Source organism: Enterococcus sp. 4E1_DIV0656 (assembly GCF_002140695.1).
Taxonomy (GTDB): domain Bacteria; phylum Bacillota; class Bacilli; order Lactobacillales; family Enterococcaceae; genus Enterococcus_D; species Enterococcus_D entomosocium.
On record NZ_NGLF01000001.1, the window covers coordinates 2,516,098 to 2,536,706 of the forward strand.

Annotated in this window: 18 protein-coding genes and 1 tRNA gene; 15 read left to right on the forward strand and 4 right to left on the reverse strand. The window is 42.0% G+C overall.

What is annotated here, in order from left to right; all coding sequences use genetic code 11:
* Positions 1–17 precede the first annotated feature (17 nt).
* Positions 18–100, reverse strand: a tRNA-Leu gene (locus tag A5882_RS11905).
* A 196-nt stretch (positions 101–296) separates the two neighbouring features.
* Between A5882_RS11905 and A5882_RS11910 the strand changes: the two genes are divergently transcribed.
* The 4 genes from A5882_RS11910 to A5882_RS11925 all read left to right on the forward strand — a co-directional run bounded on the left by A5882_RS11910 (position 297) and on the right by A5882_RS11925 (position 4,892).
* Positions 297–1,409, forward strand: coding sequence for a hypothetical protein (locus A5882_RS11910; protein ID WP_008381497.1), 1,113 nt, complete (start codon positions 297–299; stop codon positions 1,407–1,409).
* Positions 1,406–2,620: an ABC transporter permease subunit gene (locus tag A5882_RS11915; protein WP_086372818.1), complete on the forward strand. Its 1,215-nt coding sequence runs from the start codon at positions 1,406–1,408 to the stop codon at positions 2,618–2,620. Before A5882_RS11910 ends, A5882_RS11915 begins: the two co-directional genes overlap by 4 nt.
* A gap of 10 nt (positions 2,621–2,630) precedes the next feature.
* Entirely contained in the window at positions 2,631–3,506 is an 876-nt protein-coding gene (locus A5882_RS11920) for an ABC transporter ATP-binding protein (RefSeq protein WP_086317263.1), read from the forward strand.
* 168 nt (positions 3,507–3,674) lie between these two features.
* Positions 3,675–4,892: a pyridoxal phosphate-dependent aminotransferase gene (locus A5882_RS11925; RefSeq protein WP_005236450.1), complete on the forward strand. Its 1,218-nt coding sequence runs from the start codon at positions 3,675–3,677 to the stop codon at positions 4,890–4,892.
* 55 nt (positions 4,893–4,947) lie between these two features.
* Here A5882_RS11925 and A5882_RS11930 read toward each other — a convergent pair whose 3' ends face one another.
* Positions 4,948–5,127, reverse strand: a complete 180-nt coding sequence (locus tag A5882_RS11930; RefSeq protein WP_005236448.1) for a hypothetical protein — start codon at positions 5,125–5,127, stop codon at positions 4,948–4,950.
* 160 nt (positions 5,128–5,287) lie between these two features.
* On the opposite strand from A5882_RS11930, the gene A5882_RS11935 reads away from it, so the two are divergent.
* The 5 genes from A5882_RS11935 (at position 5,288) to A5882_RS11955 (ending at position 12,594) form a co-directional block, all read left to right on the forward strand.
* On the forward strand, positions 5,288–6,133 hold the full coding sequence (locus A5882_RS11935; RefSeq protein WP_008381491.1) for a helix-turn-helix transcriptional regulator: 846 nt from the start codon (positions 5,288–5,290) through the stop codon (positions 6,131–6,133).
* 68 nt (positions 6,134–6,201) lie between these two features.
* Positions 6,202–7,347, forward strand: coding sequence for an N-acetylglucosamine-6-phosphate deacetylase (gene nagA, locus A5882_RS11940; RefSeq protein ID WP_005236444.1), 1,146 nt, complete (start codon positions 6,202–6,204; stop codon positions 7,345–7,347).
* Positions 7,348–7,469: 122 nt separating this feature from the next.
* A complete protein-coding gene (locus A5882_RS11945) occupies positions 7,470–8,309 on the forward strand; it encodes an SDR family oxidoreductase (RefSeq protein ID WP_008381487.1) in 840 nt (279 codons plus the stop codon).
* Between the two features lie 160 nt (positions 8,310–8,469).
* Entirely contained in the window at positions 8,470–9,171 is a 702-nt protein-coding gene (locus A5882_RS11950) for an ABC transporter ATP-binding protein (protein WP_086372819.1), read from the forward strand.
* A complete protein-coding gene (locus A5882_RS11955) occupies positions 9,172–12,594 on the forward strand; it encodes an FtsX-like permease family protein (protein WP_086372820.1) in 3,423 nt (1,140 codons plus the stop codon).
* 44 nt (positions 12,595–12,638) lie between these two features.
* On the opposite strand, the gene A5882_RS11960 is transcribed toward A5882_RS11955, so the two are convergent.
* Positions 12,639–13,238, reverse strand: a complete 600-nt coding sequence (locus A5882_RS11960; protein ID WP_086372821.1) for an aromatic acid exporter family protein — start codon at positions 13,236–13,238, stop codon at positions 12,639–12,641.
* A 98-nt stretch (positions 13,239–13,336) separates the two neighbouring features.
* Here A5882_RS11960 and A5882_RS11965 point away from each other — a divergent pair, with 98 nt between their 5' ends.
* The 3 genes from A5882_RS11965 to A5882_RS11980 all read left to right on the forward strand — a co-directional run bounded on the left by A5882_RS11965 (position 13,337) and on the right by A5882_RS11980 (position 16,687).
* The gene (locus tag A5882_RS11965) at positions 13,337–14,299 is read left to right on the forward strand and encodes an aromatic acid exporter family protein (protein ID WP_086372822.1); all 963 of its coding nucleotides are present in this window, start codon (positions 13,337–13,339) and stop codon (positions 14,297–14,299) included.
* Positions 14,300–15,232: 933 nt separating this feature from the next.
* Positions 15,233–15,865: a TetR/AcrR family transcriptional regulator gene (locus A5882_RS11975; RefSeq protein WP_086372824.1), complete on the forward strand. Its 633-nt coding sequence runs from the start codon at positions 15,233–15,235 to the stop codon at positions 15,863–15,865.
* Positions 15,866–15,880: 15 nt separating this feature from the next.
* Positions 15,881–16,687, forward strand: a complete 807-nt coding sequence (locus A5882_RS11980) for an alpha/beta fold hydrolase (RefSeq protein WP_228100673.1) — start codon at positions 15,881–15,883, stop codon at positions 16,685–16,687.
* A 686-nt stretch (positions 16,688–17,373) separates the two neighbouring features.
* On the opposite strand, the gene A5882_RS11985 is transcribed toward A5882_RS11980, so the two are convergent.
* A complete protein-coding gene (locus A5882_RS11985; protein WP_086372825.1) occupies positions 17,374–18,330 on the reverse strand; it encodes a Gfo/Idh/MocA family protein in 957 nt (318 codons plus the stop codon).
* A 123-nt stretch (positions 18,331–18,453) separates the two neighbouring features.
* Between A5882_RS11985 and A5882_RS11990 the strand changes: the two genes are divergently transcribed.
* The 3 genes from A5882_RS11990 to A5882_RS12000 are packed head-to-tail and all read left to right on the forward strand — an operon-like array spanning position 18,454 to position 20,602.
* Positions 18,454–18,957 carry a hypothetical protein gene (locus A5882_RS11990; protein WP_061054010.1) on the forward strand — a complete coding sequence of 168 codons (504 nt, stop codon included), beginning with the start codon at positions 18,454–18,456 and terminating at the stop codon, positions 18,955–18,957.
* A 32-nt stretch (positions 18,958–18,989) separates the two neighbouring features.
* Positions 18,990–20,000 (forward strand): M15 family metallopeptidase, encoded by a 1,011-nt coding sequence (locus tag A5882_RS11995; protein ID WP_086372959.1) that lies wholly within the window; start codon positions 18,990–18,992, stop codon positions 19,998–20,000.
* Positions 19,997–20,602 carry a glycoside hydrolase family 73 protein gene (locus A5882_RS12000; RefSeq protein WP_005236425.1) on the forward strand — a complete coding sequence of 202 codons (606 nt, stop codon included), beginning with the start codon at positions 19,997–19,999 and terminating at the stop codon, positions 20,600–20,602. The genes A5882_RS11995 and A5882_RS12000 overlap by 4 nt, the downstream gene beginning before the upstream one ends.
* Positions 20,603–20,609: the final 7 nt, after the last annotated feature.

Below are 20,609 nucleotides of genomic sequence, written 5' to 3' on the forward strand. Positions count from 1 at the left end.
TGGGGAAGCTGTAAGGATGCGGAAAATGGGATTTGAACCCACACGAGCGATTGCTCACAAGACCCTCAATCTTGCACGTCTGCCATTCCGTCATTTCCGCAAATACTATAGAAGGAAACGCAGGCTGAGGTAGTTCTGTCACGCCGCGTCTAGAAAATATCTTACCTGATTTTCAACAGGTTTGTCAATAACTTTTACTAATGCTATTTGAAAGAATTTTCAGACTTTAGATTGCATTTTTTTCCATAAAAGGTATGCTAAAAGAATGAATAATTATTTTTTTGAGAGGAGAGCAAATGAACTACTTTAAAAACCAGTTAGCTAAATCTGTCAAACAGAAAACGTTCCTCTTCCTGCTCATTGGTGCCTTTAGTTTAGGTTGCTGTTTTTCCATTTATTTGAAGCTGATGGAACCCATCAACTTACCCGCCACGATCACTGCAGAAAAAGCGGAAGCCTCACGGCTTGTTGATCGCTACCAAGCCAATCAGTCGGGTTCACCTGCTGAACAAGAGGTGTATCAACTTTTACTTGAAAACAATACACTGACTTCGCGACAGTTATCCAACTTGATTATGGAAGAATACGAACGATTTAATCAAACGAGTATTCAAATTGCAGAACTAAAAAAGCAGATTTGGGCGTCAGAAGTTGATGACAAAGGATTTTTGCCACCTTTATGGGCAATCGAACAAGATCAGAAGGTCTATCAAGCTTTAGTCGAGCAAGAAAAAGAGCCGGTCCTCACGGCTGCCAATGCCCAGACCGCTGTCGCTTTGGCAATAACCTTTTTGCTTAATTTTGGCTTCTTCTTTTGGGCTTTTTTTGCCAGTGACAATTTGATAGAAGAAAGAGAACACTTCTCTTTGATTCGCTCGTACCCGCAGATTTTTCCGATTCGGATGTTAAGTAAAATTGTGGTTAAAGGGATTACAAATTTAGGCGTTTTGATTGTGTTCTTCTTAGGCGTCTTTCTTTCAATGAGCCTTCTGGGGGAGTTCGGGGATTGGCAGTATCCAGTAGCCGTCTATCACAATGGGGATTGGGTAGCCTTACCTTTTTGGCAGAGCGTTTTATATAGCCTGGTTTCTTTTGGCTTGCTGATTGGTTTGATCGAATGCTTAGGTTTTGTCATGAACATGATCGCAGCCAATCGATACGTCTCTTTCTTTTTGCTGGTGCTTTTTTATGGGCTCGGCTTGATTCCGATGCTGCAAAAGATCCCACTGTTACCAGTTCATATAGCTGCTATGGATAAATTTTATTCGGGCGCCTTTGCATTGGGTTCTGGTACTTCTTGGGGAGTCTATGCTAGTTGGCTGCTGACGGTGGTGTGGATCTTCCTTTGTATAGCTTTGATGCTCGTTGCGGATAAACAGAATCGCTTGTTGAGAGGAGGCAAAGGATGAAAGACTATTTTTTATTTGAATTACGACAACTCTTAAAGAGCAAGAAAACTATTGGTCTTTTTTGCTTGCTTCTTATCTATAGCGGCGTTTACAGTTTTTGGCAAAAAGATTTTCGCCCGATTGAACGAGTAGATAAAACAGAAATGCAACAACGCTATACTGTGCGACAAGATTTTCTTGATCAACAAGCAGCCAATCCTTCTGACCATTGGTCGGCAAGCTTAGCAGTTGAAATGTTTACCCCATGGAACGAAGCGGAAAAACAACGATTAGATGCACTAGCTGATGAAAACTGGCAAGCTTATGCACGAGGAACAACTACGTGGTACCAGTTGGCGTTGCAGTTTACCGATGAACGAAATGTTTTTTATACACCGGATTATTATACGTTTCAAAATTACTACGCTGCCTATGACGGTCGCTTTGGTTATGCTTCAACCGCTAAGCTTATGGAAGCCTTCAGCCAGTTGCCGAATAAGAAACTCTCGCAAGCAGTCATGGAGCAAAAAACGGGGATACAGGCATTGCAGCGAAGTTTTACTGGATATTTACCGATTCTATTGCTTGCTGTTTCTTTATTTTTGGCGATCGATTGTTTGCCAAAAGAACGAAGACATAAATCCCTATTTCTTTCACTGCCATTATCGGCAGAAGAGATCCTTTGGAGCAAAACGGCAGTATTGATGGTCGGTTCTGCAATTGCAACGCTTGGGACCATGTTCTTTCTCTGGTTGGGTTCTGGCATTCAATTCGGCTTTGGTTCCCTGGAACTACCGGTCACGATTTTATCACCGACCTTTGATGCTCGCTACCCGATCACAGATTTCAACGCTTTTGAAACACAAGCCATCGGTCTTTTTATAGGCCAATGTTTTCTTGCGACGCTTTTTTTGCAGTTTATTTATTGTCGCGGCATCTTGTTGTTCAGTGCCCTGTTTCGCTCAGAACTGGTTAATTTGCTTTTGGCTGGTTTTTGCTTGCTTTCACCCTATATTTTCCAAAGACGTTGGTTCAGTGCTTACCTTGATAAAACGCTGTATGTCTATCTGTATCAAAATGTGGGACAAGTCCTTTCAGGCTCGACACGTTTTTATTTTGGTTCTGCAGGGTTTACGATGGAAAAAGGGTTGCTTTTATTAGGAGGCGTTTGGCTTCTGATCGAAATGTGTTTCTTCGTGACGATCCAACGCAAAAAATTTCATTTGGCATAGGAGGAACGATATGTTAGAACTGAAAAATGTGACGGTCACGTATACGAGAAAAGTATTGGATCAGCTTTCCATTGCCTTTTCTCCCGGGGAAATCGTCGGGTTAGTCGCCCCTAACGGCACCGGGAAATCCACGCTATTGAATGTGGCGATGAATTTCATCCAGCCGAATGAAGGCGCAGTATTTTTGAATGGCAGTCAAGTATATGTGACCAAAAAATCAGAAGTGGCAGCGCATCAACAAATTTCGTTTTTTCCTGACCAAAATGATTTGTACAATGATTTGAGTGGTTTCGAGCATCTCAAGCTGTATCAGCGAATGTGGCGTTCAGAGGAACACTTAGTGGAAGAAACGATTGATCGTTTGCGGATGAGTGACTATATCAAACGTCCTGTGGGTACCTATTCGCTGGGCATGCGGCAACGTCTTTGTTTTGCGATGCAGATCGTGACGGATACGCCTTATATGCTGATGGATGAAGTCATGAATGGCTTGGATCCGACCAATGTGGAATTGATCTCTAACGTATTAAAAGCCTTGCGAGCGCAAAAGAAAGCGATCGTGATTGCTTCGCATATTTTGACGAATTTGGATTCCTACGCGGATCGGGTCTTGTTTTTAAAAGACGGCAAGATCATTCACGAATACTTTGGTCGCAAGTCGTTAGTCAATCAACCGTTGTACTTAAAAACGGACTCGGTAGATTTTTTGGTGGCTTTTCCAGAATTAACGACGGTGACCATCGATCTGCAAGGACGGATCTATCTGATAGAAATCAGCGATCCTCAGCTACCGCAACGGTTTATCGCTGCAGGGATCACTGATTTTTCTGTGGGGCACTTGGCACTAAATGAATTGTATTTGACGTATTTTCCTGAAAATTACTGACTGTCGCACTATTTACGAGATGAGAGCGGGACAAGCACAGATGAAGGAGAAGCAAAAAAATTTCGCCATAGGTAAAAGTTTTTTGCTATAATAGGTTCAATCTGAAAAGAGATCAACGACGAGAACCAATAACCTGACGTTGACCTATGGTTAAAGGAGAAATGGAATATGAAGAAATTTTCGAAGTCGTCAAAACTTGAAGGGGTCAGTTATGATGTGCGCGGCCCAGTTTTAGAAGAAGCCGATCGGATGCAAGAAGAAGGCATCAGTATCTTGAAATTAAATACGGGGAATCCCGCGCCTTTTGGGTTCGAAGCCCCAAATGAGATCGTTAGAGACCTGATTATGAACGTGCGAGAATCGGAAGGATATTCTGATTCGAAAGGGATTTTTTCTGCCCGTAAAGCGATCGAACAATATTATCAATTACAGAAATTTCCTGATGTGACCATCAATGATATTTACACAGGTAATGGTGTTTCCGAGCTGATCACGATGTGCATGCAAGGTTTGTGCAACAATGGGGACGAAGTGCTCGTGCCGATGCCTGACTATCCTTTGTGGACTGCTTCGATCTCATTAGCTGGCGGAAAGCCCGTCCATTATATTTGTGATGAACAAGCAGATTGGAATCCTGATATCGAGGACATCAAAGCCAAGGTCACCAGCAAAACCAAAGCGATCGTCATTATTAATCCGAACAATCCAACAGGAGCCGTTTATCCAAAAGAAATTTTGGAGCAAATCGTCGACGTTGCTCGTGAGCATGACTTGATCATTTTCTCTGATGAGATCTATGACCGATTAGTCATGGATGATTATGTCCATGTGCCGATTGCTACATTAGCGCCAGATCGATTCGTTGTGACGCTAGGTGGCTTGTCTAAGTCTCATCGAGTGGCAGGTTTCCGTGTGGGCTGGATGGTCCTCAGTGGCGACAAGTCCCATGTGAAAGACTATATCGAAGGCTTGAATATGCTATCTTCGATGCGACTGTGTTCGAATGTCTTATCGCAACAAATCGTTCAGACCGCATTAGGAGGCTATCAAAGTTCTGATGAGTTACTATTACCAGGTGGTCGTATTTATGAACAAAGAGCGTTTATCCACAAGGCAATCAATGACATTCCGGGATTGTCAGCGGTGAAACCGAAAGCCGCCTTTTATATTTTCCCTAAAATTGATATTCAACGCTTTAATATCACCAATGATGAACAATTTGTTTTAGACTTTTTACACGAGCACCACATCTTGCTGGTTCACGGCGGTGGGTTCAACTGGCAACAGCCAGATCATTTCCGAATCGTTTATCTTCCTAATATGGAAGACTTAAAAACGACTGCTGAAAAAATGACAGAATTTTTGGCGTCCTATCGTCAGAAATAAGAATATAAAAAAGCACCGCTCCTTCAACAACCGTGAGGGAGTGGTGCTTATGTTTTTATTCGGCAACTGGTTGACAAATTTTTTTGCTCACAATCATTCGATTGGTAAATTTATCCAGCATTTCAGCACTAGGATCGGTGACTTGAACCAGAACAGAGTTCTCATATTCTCGTTCGATGATCCCTTGATACTTCTTGCCATCCCATGTAAAAAAGATCGTACTGTCGATCGTCATCTTAACACCTCATTTGAAATTGTGGAAAAATAACAAGACATTCTTGAAATTGCTTTCCTTTTTGTCATTATGTGCTAAAATAAAGAAAATTAAAAATGCGAATTCGCATTTTTGACAAGAAACGTTCGGTTTTTATAAGAATTCCCCCTGGAGGACGATTATGAAGAAAAAAGAAGAATCTTTTGGTCAAAATATCCGTTCGATTCGGTTGAAACGAAAGATGACACAGAAGATGTTAGCGGAAGATATTTGTTCGCAAAGTGTTTTAAGCCGTATTGAAAACAACGAAGAGTTGCCGAATGTCTGGGTGATGTACCAAATCTGCCAACGCTTAGGAGTCACCTTAGATCAAGTAATGATGCTTCATTCGGAAGAGATCAACAAAACCAATCAAATCTTTGCCGAAATCGAATCACATTTTGTCCATAAGCAGTTTCAAGAAATGCGGGAAAAAATGGAAGATAAGGCGATCAAGGATTATTTGTATCTGGATTCAGATATGCAAATGTATTACTACTATCTAGGCAGCTGTGATTATTTCCTCGATCAAAACTATGATGCCGCCCTTGAGGCGCTGAAAAAAGGACTGGCCTACTCCTATCAACAGGATAAGACCAATGTTTCGGTGATGGAAATTCGTATCCTGAGCTGCATGGGCCGCGTCTATAGTGATTTGCTGCAACTGGGTGAGGCTCGTTTTTACTTAGAAAAAGCTTACGATGCCATGCACGCACTGCCGCCGGAACGTCTCTCCACATCATTGACCAAAATTTACTACAATTATGCGGTCTTTTTAAAGGAGCAACAAGAAGATTGCCTCGCGCTAAAGGTAACGAACGAAGGCATTTCCTTAGCCAGAGAAAAAAACAGTTTGTATTTTCTAGAAGAATTGTTTGAACTGAAGGGACACTTACTTTATAGACTGAAAGAAGAAAATGCAGCCGAAAAAAGTTTTCAGCTGTATCGTGCTGTCATGGATATTCGCCAATCTGACAAAGTGGTGTAGACCTTTCTTGACTTCTTCCCTAAATAAGAGTACTTTTAAGGAAGAAAAGAAATAGAGGAGCGATCAAGATGAATAAATATATTTACGCAGACAAATTCTTTCTAAAATCAGCGGTTCATGGCCCTGGTTACCTGGAGGTCAAAGAGGGGAAATTCGGAGCGATCGTCGATGAAGTCCCTTCTGGTGCAGACGTAGAAGATTATTCAGGCAAATGGGTAGCACCGGGTCTTGTGGATACTCATATCCACGGATTTATGAACCATGATGTGATGGACAACGATGCAGAAGGCATTAAAGCCATGTCGGAAGGCCTTTTATCATGTGGTGTGACTTCCTTCTTGCCAACAACCTTAACATCCAGCAAAGAACGGTTGCGGGATGTTGCTGAAACCGTTGGGAAAGTCAAAGACGAAGTTACAGGAGCAAAAATCCAAGGGATCTATTTTGAAGGCCCATTCTTTACTGAAGAACATAAAGGTGCACAAAATCCAATTTATTTTGGTGATCCTGATATCGATACCTTCCATGAATGGCAAGAAGCTTCTGGTGGAATTATCAAAAAAATCGCCTTGGCTCCTGAGCGAGAAGGTGTGAGTGAGTTTGTTTCGCAAGTGACGGAAGAAGGCGTAGTGGTTGCTCTAGGCCATAGTAACGGTACATTACAAGAAGCGCAAACAGCAGTTGAAGCTGGTGCTAGCGTTTTTGTTCATGCATTCAACGGTATGCGCGGATTAAACCATCGCGAGCCTGGAATGGTTGGTGCCCTACTTTCATTAAAAGAAGTTTTTTCAGAGTTGATTTGTGATGGCCACCATGTGCATCCTCAAGCAGCTGAGATTTTGATGGAAAAAGCTGGTCACGACCATGTTGCCTTGATCACTGACTGTATGATGGCTGGCGGCATGCCAGATGGTGATTATATTTTAGGTGAATTTCCAGTAGTGGTGAAAGACGGAACGGCTCGAATGGAAACTGGCAATCTTGCTGGTAGTATTTTGAAACTAAAAGAAGCTGTGAAAAATGTAGTAGACTGGGGAATCGCTACCCCTCAAGAAGCGGTCATGATGGCCAGCTTGATTCCAGCAATCAGCTGTAAAATTGACCATGCTTGCGGCATGATCAAACAAGGTCGCCCAGCTGACTTTATTGTTTTGGATCAAGAAATGAATGTAACAGCCACCTATTTAGATGGCGTCTGCCGCTACCAGGCGTAAAATAAAACAATCTGCTTAAAGAAACAAGAAGAGAGCTTCTCTTGATCTGTTTTTTGAGCAGATTTTTTTGTTTTCAGTTATGATGAAAGAAAACGACATCCTATGAAGGAGATGATGGGGATTTGAAGACGATTTTAGTTACCGGCGCCAATGCCGGTATGGGCTTTGCAACAGCCAAACAATTGGCAGAATTGGGGATGCATGTGATTTTGTATTGCCGTTCTGCCGAACGAGGGCAGGCAGCACAGCAACGTTTGAAGGAAGAGACAGGCAATCCAAGCATCGATCTAGTGATCGGTGATTTGGGGTCGTTGGCTAGCGTACGCAAGTCAGCCGCTGAAATCAACGCCCGCTTTGAGAAATTGGATGTACTGATCAATAATGCGGGCATCGTCAATTTAAAAAAAGAGCGAACAGCCGATGGATTTGAACAAATGCTGGGCGTAAACTACGTGGGGCATTTTGAACTGACCCGTCAGTTATTGCCGCTAATAAAACGTGCCGATGCCGGCAGGATCGTCAATGTGTCATCCGGCGCCTACAAATTTGTAAAGAAAAAGGATCAGCGCTTTTTCGATGTACCGGATTTTTTCCCTTGGCGGGAATATGGCCGCTCAAAAAAAGCCCTGATTTTATTTACGGATGCGCTTGCGTTCCAGCTACGCAATACGACCGTTACTGCTAATTCCTTGCATCCGGGAGCTGTGGCGACCAGCTTAGGTGTCAGTCGACAAACAGGATTTGGTCAATCTATTTATAAAATGTTGACGCCTTTTTTTAAAACAGCCGAAGAAGGGGCAGATACAGCGATTTACTTAGCGCTAAGTCCAGACGTTGCGGGTATCAGTGGCCGCTACTTTGTTGATCGTCAAGCAGTCCTAACCGAGATCCCGAAGGAGCAGCAACAAGCACAGAAACTATGGCAAGAAACGCAACAAAGAATTGCGGACCACACAAAATGATTTGTTTTGCTTTTGCCAATCTGGATCACTTTGAATAAATGACTTGTTTTTTAGCAGCACGACCTTGTGCTGCTTTTTTGCGGTTTCTTTCAAGGGAAAAAGTGTGATACACTGTTAAGCGAGAAAGCGCATGCGGCGCTGGAATTCTTGGAGGAATAAAATGAGTTATATTGAAGTAGTGAAAGAAGTGAAGAAATACACAATGGGCGATACGGTGATTGCTGCCAATGATGGCGTCTCTTTTTCCGCAGAGAAAGGCGAGATCGCGCTGATCCTTGGTCCTAGTGGCGCCGGTAAGTCCACCGTTTTGAACATACTAGGCGGGATGGATCAATGTGACAGCGGCCAAGTGATTGTCGATGGAACGGATATTGCTGGTTTTGATGCTAAACAACTAACGACCTATCGTCGCAAAGACGTCGGATTTGTCTTTCAATTTTACAATTTGGTGCCGAACTTGACGGCTAGAGAAAATGTGGAACTGTCGGCACAAATCGTACCCGAAGCACTTGATGCAGCTGAGATTTTGACCCAAGTTGGATTAGGTGATCGCTTGGATCACTTTCCTGCACAATTGTCTGGCGGTGAACAGCAAAGGGTCACGATTGCTCGTGCCATAGCCAAGAAGCCCAAACTGCTGCTTTGTGATGAACCAACTGGGGCACTTGACTATGAAACGGGAAAACAGATTTTGGCTATTTTAGAAAAAACAGCTCGCGAGACTGGGACGACCGTTTTGATCATTACACACAACAGTGCATTGGCTCCCATGGCGGATCGCGTGATCCATATCAATGACGCAAAGGTTCGCAAGATGGAAAAAAATACTCATCCGATTCCAATTGCCTCTATTTCTTGGTAAATGCCTATGAAAAAAACATTATTACGTTCCAGTTTACGTGAAATTAGGCAAGCACCCGGGCGGTTTTTGTCCATTTTAGGCATTATCTTTTTAGGAGTCGCTTTTTTTGTCGGGATCAGCGCCACCGGCCCTAATATGAAACAAGCTGCTGAAGATTACTTTTCTCGCCAACAATTAGCCGACCTTACAATTGCTTCAACTTTGGGGTTGTCGGATACCGATCGGCAAATCATTGAGGAAATGCCTGGCGTCACAGCGGTTGAGACGGAGCAGATCGCTGATATCAATGCCGAAAATCATCGTGCTGTGATTCGTGTCTTCTCTCTTTCAACTGATCGACCTGTCAATCAATATGAGGTGACTTCTGGTCGATTGCCGCAAAAATCAGGGGAAATCGCCTTAGATCAAGCGGCACAAAATAGTGGTGGTTTCGAATTAGATGAATCCTTTGAGTTGCCAGAAAGTGGCGAAAATCAATTAAAAACCCATACCTTCACGATCGTGGGCTTTGTCAATAGTCCTGAATATATTGAGAACTTTCATCGGGGGAACAGTACCGGTGGTAATGGGACAGTGGATTACTTTGCGGTGATTCCTGAGGAGGATTTTAAAGAAAGTGCGTACGCCCGATTTTTAGTTCGTTTTGATGACTTATCTCAAATGGAAAGCTATTCAGTGGCGTATCAGACGAAAAGAGATCAAATAAGTGCTGAAGTTGAGAAAAAGTTGGCTCCTCGGGCGCAAGGACGCAGACAAGAGCTGATCGATGAAGCACAACCAGCCATTGACGAAGCCAAAGAACAGATCCGCAACGGAGAAACGGCTCTGCAAGAAGCACAAAGGGAACTCGACGACGCACAAGAAAAATTAGCGCAGGCGCACCGGGAACTGACGGAACAAGAAGCAGCTTTCCAAACAGAAATTCAAGCTGCCCAAGAGCAGTTGAATAGTGAAGCACAAAAAATAGCTGAGGGTAAGCAAGCGTTGGCGGAAAACCAACGACTGCTGGATCAAAGCGAACAAGCGTTGCTTCAGCAAGAAGCCCAAGTAAAATCAGCCCAAGCCCAGTTAGCGCCCATTTCGGCACAAAAGTCAGAACTACAAAGTGGTACCCAACAAGTGGAGGAGCAACTTGCGCTGGCATACCAAGGCATGGATCAAATCAGAAGTGTGGGTCAACTTTCTGCAGAGGAGCAAATGGCCCAGCTGCCTACCGTCTATGCACAAGTAACAGCCGCTCTGGCACAGTTGAACCTACCGACAGATGTCCTTGGTCCGATTCCTGATCTGGAGGAAATCGATGAAACGATGATTGCTACTATGCTGACGGCAGCTGAAGATACATTGAATCCACTCATTGCTGAAGGTGAGCAACAACGTGCCCAATTAAGCGGACAACTGGCTGCAATCAATGAACAAGAAGTGCAACTTCAACGGGCGCAACAGCAAGTCAACGCTGGCTGGAGCCAGGTCAGTGCCGGACGCCAAGAATTGGCACAGGCTCAGACCCAGATCACTCAAGGAGAATCGCAGCTGAGTGTTGCTCGTGAGACTTTAGCTTCTGAGCAAGCTAATGGTCAGTCTTTGCTAGACAAGGGCTGGCTGGAATACCGAGAAAACGAAGCAACCCTTCAAGAAAAGCTAGCCGAATTTAAAGAAAGAGCACCAAAAGAACGCGAAAAGCTTGAAGATGTCAAAAAAGAAGTTGCGGAAAAAGAGCAGGAATTGTTGGAGCTAAAACCGGCAGTTTATCGTGTCGCGAACCGCGATGCGAATCCTGGTTATTCAGAATACCAAGACAATGCGGAACGCGTTTCTTCGTTAGCGACGATTTTTCCAGTCATTTTCTTTTTGATCGCAGCCTTAGTGAGTCTAACCACTATGACGCGGATGATCGATGAAAAACGCAGTGAGATCGGAACGTTGAAAGCACTAGGCTATCGCAACTGGGAGATTGGACAGAAATTTTTGCTTTATTCCTCTGCAGCAGGCATCACAGGTGCTGTATTGGGCCTAGCAGTAGGCTTTTCCTTTTTTCCAGCAATCATCATTCAAGCTTATGGACCACTTTACAATCTCACGAAGTATGACACCCCATGGTATTTGCGGCTTTCATTGATTGCTGTGGGAGTCAGCTTGCTTTGCACCATCGGTATCGCGTTGCTGGTTTTACGTTTTGATTTAAGACAGTCATCGGCTTCATTGTTACGACCAAAGGCACCCAAAACAGGAAAACGAATTCTCTTAGAAAGAATCACCGTTATATGGCGGCACTTAAGTTTTATTCAAAAAGTTACAATGCGAAACCTGTTTCGCTACAAGTCCAGAATGCTCATGACCATCTTAGGGATCGCGGGATGTACCTCCATGATCTTGACTGGATTTGGTCTAAGAGATTCTATCAGCAATATCATTCCTTTACAGTTTGAGAAAATCTGGCAGTATCAGGCGGTGATCACCTTTGATGATGAGGATTCGGAAGCAATGAGTGAAACAAAAGCCGCCGCAGAAGATATTGAAGGCTTTGAAGCAGGGTTATTCTTGCATACGGAAAGTCTGACGTTGGCTCAATCGGGGGTCACGCAGCAAGAAGTAACCGTCACCGTGCCAGAAGATCCTGCGGCTTTATCGAGATTTGTCCACTTGAATGATCGGGTTTCAGGAGAAGCTTACGAGCTAGAAGGAGAGGGTGCCATCATCAATGAAAAGCTTGCTAAGTTGTTTGGATTATCGGTGGGTGATACGATAACGTTGACGAATGAAAGCGGCGAGGAATTTCAACTGAAGGTAGCTGCCATCGCAGAAAACTACACGGGCCATTTTGCTTATTTGACACCTGAAACGTACGAAAAGATCTTTCAGGAAACGCCTGCTTACAATAGTGAGTTATTGAAATTCAATCAGCGCTTAAGCAAAACAGATGAAGAAGCGATCGCAGCTGACCTGATGGCACAAGATAATGTCATCAATGTTTCCTTCCTCTCAGCTTCAGCGGATGCCTTAGATGACACGACAGCAACCTTGAACATCGTCATTTGGATCTTGATCACGTCAGCAGGGGCATTAGCCTTTATCGTGTTGTACAACTTGAACAATATCAATATAGCGGAACGGATCCGCGAGTTGTCGACTATCAAAGTATTAGGCTTTTATGATCGAGAAGTGACGATGTACGTCTTTCGTGAGAATATCTTTTTAACGATTTTCGGTATTGGTTTTGGCTTGTTATTAGGGGTGCTTCAGCATCAATTTGTCTTACAGACCATCGAAGTTGATATCGCCATGTTTTCACCGACAGTCGAACCAATGAGCTATGTGTATGCAGCGGGATTGACTTGCTTGTTTTCAGGCGTGGTAGGGATCGCGATGTATTTCAAGTTGAAACATGTCAATATGATCGATGCCTTGAAAGCCAATGAGTAACAAAAACAGCCTTTTTTCAGAAGCATTCTGGAAAAAGGCTGTTTTTATTTTTCTTGTTTTTCTTGCTCAGAGATTTCCCCTTGGACTTCTTCTAGCATGGCTTTTAGTTCAAGCTTTTTTTGCCTTAGCACGACCAAATCTTCTTGAATCTCATCTTTTTTCTCTTCCTCAGGTGGTCGAATAACAAAATTGATTGACAGGGCAACTAAGGTACCGATAAAGGTATCAAGCACACGGTCCAATGCAAAGATGATCGATTCCCCTTGTGGGACACTGGAAGTGATCAACAGCATCGTCGCAATGGCAGAGATGATGCCAGAATTGTTATTGATGCCATCTGAAAAAACGATGACAAAGATGACCAGTGCGGGCAGGACAAACAATTCGATCAGAAAATCATTTTGAAAATATTGCTTCGTCAAAAAATAAAAAATGGCTGTACCGCCGCCGATCGTATTTCCTAACACCCGTGATTTCCCAAAAGAGATTGTTGTTGTCAGGTCTTGTCGCAATGAAAAGACAGCAGACAAGGCAGCAATCAAAGGCTGGCCGCGATCAAGGAAATGAAAGAGCAGAATACAAAGCATGACAGCGATGGCTGTTTTTATCGTTCGCATACCTAAGCGAAAACGCCCCATTTTCATGGTAGAATGCCCCCTTTACTTAATCATACCCAATGCTGTTGAGAAATTCTAGTCTTATTCCTCACAATTTAGTATACTTTTCAAAGGAGGTGACAAAAATGAAAATTGGATTGAGAACAGTGAAGACAGCAGTTGCTGCCGGTTTGTCCATGTTTCTTGCTCAGCAGATCGGTCTATTGTATGCACCAGCCGCAGGGATCATCGCAATTTTGAGTGTTGGGAATACAAAGAAAACCTCGCTCTTTACAGGAATCGGTCGCTTGGTTTCCTTGGCGATCGCGACGCTCCTAGCTTTTGTCAGCTTTCATCTTTTAGGCTTTGGTCCGCTGGGCTTTGTTCTTTTTCTCTTCCTATTTATTCCGACGGCAGTCTATTTCAAATTAACCGATGGGATCGTGGTCAATTCGGTCTTGGTGACCCATTATATGATGGAACGTTCTTTTGCTTGGCCATTGATTGGGAATGCTTTTTTGTTAATGAGTATTGGCATCGGCTTTGCACTTTTATTTAACTTGTATATGCCAGACGGCGAACGGGCATTGAAAGAAAAACAGCAGTTGGTGGAAGAAACGTTTAAAAGTCTTTTAAAAGACATGTCGATCGCGTTAACAGAAAAAGAAAAGGCGACGCTCCCTCATGTTTGCCAAGCATTGTTAGGAGAAATCAAGCAAGGCAAACAGCAAGCGATGGTTCATAGTGAAAACCAGTGGCGAGGAGAAGCCTCTTATTATGAAGAGTATTTCACCATGCGGCAAAGTCAAGCGCGCTTACTCTTGGAAATGGTTGATTTATTACAATTGTTTTGGGTAGAAGAAGCCTATACAAATGCGTTTCAAGAGCTGCTATCCTTTACCGCCCAGTCCTTTCATGAAAATAACGATGGAAAAGAGATCTTGGCAAAAATTGCAGCTTTATACGAAGATTATCGACAAAAACCATTGCCGCAAACAAGAGCAGAATTTGAAAATCGGGCCCAGCTGTTTCAGTTTCTGCAAACCTTTAAAAGTTTTATTGAAATCAAAGCCGACTTTTCTGATCAAATGCAAACAATGGCACGCTAAAAAAGGCTCCCAAAAAGGCAGCCGTAATATACCAATATAGGAAGCAGAACTTGAGCGCTTCATTGGCGGTAATATCCCAACAAGAGCATAGCAATGCGAAGAATCTACCTGCTCTTCTCAACCATCTTGCTAACAACATGGTTGAGAAGAGCAGGCATCAATTCGACCCGTTCAGAAAACTGCTTATACTTAGAGATAAATTCCTTCACCTGTATAGTCTGTTATTCCTGTTGATCTATTTCTTTTTCCAGTCTTGTAATCAGTTTTAGACATTCTTTTTGTTGAGTATCATATCCATTCGATAGCTGTAGGAAAAGTTTCTCAGTCAGCGAGCCAGTCACATGGTTTTCATACACCCATTGGAAAAATAGCTACAATTTTTCGTTCAGCTTTATCGTGTGGTCACCCCAAAAGTTTGACTTTTATGGATTGAAAAAATTTGGAGTTGTCAATAAAAACTGGACACTTAGTAAAGAGAGTAAGTGGAATTTTTTTCAAAGACATTAGGAAATTGATAGCTCGGAGCAGAGCGGTTGAATTTTGTGTTTAGTAAGTTTCAAACTATTTAGATATCTCCATTTGAGCCTGATCAAATCCTCTAAATTGAGCGTCATTGATCAGCTCTCTTTTTTTCTTATAGACATCAATAAAAACAGATACATAAAGCGTTTCTTCCTTCAGAGGGATTTAGGTAATGTCCCCTAGCCAAATTTTATTTTTTACTGTTGACTTGATGCTGTTGGATAGCCACTTCCATTGCATGTTCTTCTTCCAATTCCATGTAATTAGATAGGATAACTCCCGAAGATCGGTTCCTCTTACAGATAAACATATTGATGGCGGGAGTTTCGTATGGTATAATTTTTTTAGTGACCACCTGGTCACTAAAATTTCGAAAACAAATGACCATGTGGTCACTGAACGGAGGACCTTATGCCTAAAAAGTTGTTTCATGAACTGCATGAAGATAAAAAGAAAAGAATCATTTCTGTTAGTATTTCAGAATTTGCAAAATACGGGTATGCAGATAGTTCCACCAACCGTATTGTAAAGGCCTCTGAAATTAGTAAAGGAAGTTTGTTTAAATACTTTGAAAACAAAGAAGATTTGTATTTTTATTTGCTTGATTTTGTCACAGGCGAGCTAAACGCAAACCTATATCAAAAATTAGGCACCCTTTCAACCAACTTGTTTGAGCGTATAATTCAATACTCGGAATTGGAATTTTTATGGTATATCCAAAACCCAGAAAAATATAAGCTTATTATCAAAGCATTTAGCAAAAATGATACAGAAATTTATCGAAAGGTTGAAGCAAGATTTAATTATGCTGGTCAGAATGTTTATTATAGCGTATTAGAAAACGTTGATACGAAATCGTTGAATTGGGATAAAAGAAAAGTTCTTCATGTGCTTAAATGGTTTTTACAAGGTTTTAATGCCGACTTTATCGAAAGAATAGAAGTGCAAAACGGAAATAAATCCGAAATTAACCAAATTAGGAATGAGTATGTAACCCACCTTACCGACTATATAGATATACTTAAAAAGGGGATTATAGACTAGAAGGAGTTGAAGATCTTGTTTTATGGTGCCAAAGGAAGTTCAGTAACTATCAATGGATCAAAAATGGATTATGTGGAATTTGGACTGGGGAAATCTCCATTGATAATTTTGCCTGGGTTATCAGATGGATTAAAAACTGTAGAGGGGCAAGCAATCAAATTGGCGTATTACTTTAGGGCTTTTTTGAACGATTTTAAGGTGTATGTGTTTAGTAGAAAAACAAATATTGAAAATGGGTACACCACCAGGGAGATGGCAAAAGACCTTAAAGCAGCACTTGACCAACTTGGAATAAAAAGTGCTTGCCTAATGGGTATATCACAGGGTGGTATGATAGCCCAGCACTTTGCTATCGACTATCCTATGATGGTAAAAAAGCTTATTCTTGCTGTTACCACTTCCCGTGCAAACGAAACTCTTCATCGAGCTATCAACGGATGGGTGAATTACGCGGAAAATAATGATTATAAATCACTGATGATTGATACAATGGAGAAAACATACTCATCCCAAAAACTGAAAACATATCGGCTGATGTATCCACTTCTATGTAGGGTTGGAAAGCCGAAAAGCTTTGAGAGGTTCATACTTCAGGCAAAAGCTGTATTGGCACACGATACTTTCAGTAAACTTGAAAACATAATTTGTCCTACCATCATAATTGGCGGTGATAGCGATAAAATAGTTGGATCAAATTCTTCAGCGGAGATGGCTGATAAAATCCCAAACGGTCGTTTGCTTCTCTATAAAGGGCTGGGACACGCGAGCTATGAAGAAGGGAAAGATTTCAATAAACATGTTAAAGATTTTCTTTTAAGTTAGTTCGAAGCCTCACATATGCAGATTAGTAAAAGCAGGAATTGTCTTTATGCTAAATTCAAACAATAGCCGCGAACGCACTGTAAAATAGCTATATGTATGCAATTCGAACGCTATATTTTACCGCGTTAGCTGCCTACAGTGAACGGCTCCGACTTTGGAAAAGAAATACCTTTTTCCCAACTACCTAGATCAGATGACGTAGGCACAAAGGTCCATATCAGCATACACCTGCTAAAAATCTTTACTGTCTTTGATTTCAAAATTGGCTTGCAAAATAAAGAACTAGCTGACACGCAAAGCCAGCTAACAGAACACCATCGGAATAGTTAACCTTCTCAAATCTTACTTAAAATGGACAGGAAAATTGCCGAAGTCACTTTAAGATCGTACACACGGTAATCTTCCACAGTTAGGGTGTAAAGTAATGGGCAGATACGTTTTAAAGAATTGGTGCTATTATCAGCTTTTTTACAGCCTATAGGTAGTGTTAAATCTTCTTATGACCGTATTTTCTTCTGCGTGTATTTTCGCCAAAACTGTGGTGGTTTGGAACAGAAAAAAGGTAGCAACGGAATTTCGCTTCCGTTGCTACCTTTTCTTTTGACAATCCTATTGGTGAATGATTAGGTATTATGTGTTTTGATTCCTGTTATATCTGGCATCAGCGTAAAGGAGTCTTTTTCATTTTACTGCTGTTCCCAAAAAGCTTGCATTTGATCAAGAACGTCAATGACATCGGTGGTCAAATGGATCGATCCTTCGATCTCGCCATCGATGGCTTTGATCATATTGGCAATTTCATAATTAAGGGCTTGACTGCTGTCGCCAGCTTCAATCACTTCATTTGTTCCATCTCGGAAATGGATCACGGCTTTGTCCGCACGAGGGTATTCATCTACGGTAATGTATCCTTCTTCGAAAGCGACGATACCGGTTTTAGGCATTTTCGCTTGAAAAGTCAGCGTGACACTAGCCATTTCATCGGCTGGATTTTGTAGGATCGTGACTGATTGTTCATCCACACCTGTAGAGAAGGGCTTCATGCTGCTAAACGTCACTTCTGGTGTATCCGTCATGAAAAAGCGGGCAAATGAAACAGCATACGTACCGATATCCAATAAAGCACCGCCGCCTAAATCTGGATTGAAGAAACGATTGCTTGGGTCTGGATCTTTGTAGCTGCCAAATGGTGCTTGGATCATTTTTAATTTTCCTAAGCGTCCAGCATCGATCTCTTCTTTCAAACGTGCATAAACCGGCATATTGAAGATCGTCATAGCTTCTTCTAAGATCAGATTTTTTTCTTTGGCTAAGGTCAATTCTTCAGCTAATTCATCGGCACTGGTCGTAATGGCTTTTTCACAGAGGACATGTTTTCCGGCCATTAGAGCTTTCATAATAAATTCGTGATGAAGATCATTAGGTACTGCAATGTACACAATATCAATTTGCGGATCTTCCAGCATAGCATCTGTGCTTTCATAAGCATGGGGGATAGCGTATTTTTCGGCAAAGGCCTGGACTTTTGGCAAACTGCGGGCGCTGACTCCATACAGTTCACTTGCTTCATTGGAAAAACCAGCGGCAAATTGCGTCGCGATGTCTCCAAGTCCAATCATTCCCCAACGGTATTTTTTCATCATTGATCATCTCCTTCATATTTAGTATAACAAAAGAAATGAATTCTTTAAAATAATCAAAAACAATCGTAAAAAGTTTCCATTACGGCTGACTTTCAGTAAAATATAGAAGAGGAGGGATAACATATGCATAATGTATCAATAGCCATTATTTTAAATACGATTATCGAGCAATACACATCAGAAAAACAGTTTTATGAGACACATTTAGGAATCACTGAGGAGCAATGGGAAGCTTGGAAAAACGGCACAATGAGTTTATCGCCTGCTGAAAATCAGAAAGTGAAACTGCTGTTTTCGGATTATGAATGGATGCTGATCCAAAAAATCATTCGCCAGACCGTCATTTATCCAGAAAAACGCAATCAAGCGGTCGTCGAGTTCAAAAAAATGAAAACCCAAATCGCCAGAACGTGGCTAGCTAGCGATTTAGCAAAAGTCGAATTGTTAACAGAATCTGAAGAAACAGCCCAATACCTTGATTTGAGAGTCAGTATTACGTATGATGAGTGGGGTTATGATGATATATTAAACTTCCGATTGCCCGCTGTTGTTCAACAGCAGATCCGCAATGAAAAAATCGAGTTGTTAGAGTGGGTTAAAGAAAATCTGGAAGAAACTTATAATTAAAGGTAGGGTATTTTTTGAAAAAGTATTATGGAATGGCTGCGGCAGCAGGATTCTTGTTTTTGGTTCTCCTAACCATACAAGTGAATCGAGTGACCGCAGTCACCCCAATAAAGAATTTAAGTATCGCTCGTTCTACTACTCAAACAGTGACGAGCGCAACAACTGAATCCAGCAGTCAAACTTCGACGGAATACTCAGAGGATGCGCAAGAACAAGCAGCTGTTAGTGATGAAGTGAACGAAGATGATTTCCCAACTGTCTCATTGAATGATTGGTCATTGGCTCTGGTAGGACCAAAAAATAAAATCGTCAGCGAAATCGCGCAAGAAGATTTGGGGAAATTATCAAATGGCTACCTTGTGGACAAGCGAATCGTTTCGGCATACGAAGAACTAGCTGAGGCAGCAAAGGTGGCTGGACATCCTTTAGTCATGGTCTCTGCTTACCGTTCGGTAGAGTATCAACAGGAAATATTCGATGCCAATGTCAATAGCTTGATCCGCCAAGGGAATACAAAAGAAGAAGCAATTCGTATCACGAAACTGACCTTTACTGAACCGGGATATAGTGAGCACCATACCGGTCTTGCGATTGACGTAATCGATGAAGACTGGTATCAAAATCATACAGGCGAACTTCTCAATGAGGGGTTCGGCGTTACAGACGGTGGAAAATGGCTACAAGCCCATGCGAGAGAGTATGGGTTCATCATCCGTTATCCGAAAGGGAAACATGACATTACCCAAATCGATTATGAACCATGGCATTTACGCTATGTAGGCGTCGAAGTGGCGACATATATTGAAGAACATGAGGTAACATTCGAAGAGTTTCTTGATGAGGCAAAAGAACACATCACTCGTAAAGAAGCAGAACTGTCGTATCACGAATTGGCAGATCCTTTGCAGGAGGACTGGATCTTTACTGATTCTCTTACTAGAAATCAAGAAAATAGTCAACGAGCACAAGAAGAGTTGTTGATGAGTGGAGGCGATTTGTTCGCTAAGAACGTGTTTAGTCAGACAAAGGAAGTGAAAAAATGAGTGCAAGACGAAAAAAACAGAAGACTCGTTTCCCATTAGTCTTTCTAGGGTTATTCTTAATTGGGATTGCTTTTATTTTTTCCTTAAATAGTTTGGCGGATCCTCTTCCGAAAGAGGAAGAAACAAATACTGAAGCGATCTCTCATGAAGAATTTATCGATCGCATTGCTCCTTACGCGCAAGAACTGCAAAAAGGCTATGGGATTTTACCAAGTATCATTATAGGTCAGGCGATTCTTGAATCAGATTGGGGCCAGAGTTCTCTAGCCAGCAAATACAATAATTTATTTGGCATCAAGTCATTTGGTCATTCAAAAAAGGTGACATTAGATACCCAAGAGTTTTATAATGGAGAATGGGTCACGATTCAAGGAGATTTTCGTGTCTATGATACTTGGGAAGAATCAATGGATGATCATACGATGTTGTTTGTAAATGGTGTTGATTGGAATCCTGCGCTTTATGTAGATGTCTTGACAGCAAACGACTACCGCAGTGCCGCACAAGCCTTACAAGATGCAGGGTATGCAACGGATCCAGATTATGCCAGCAAAATCATTCAAGTCATTGAAACCTACCAATTGAATCGATTTGATCAATAAGAAAAGA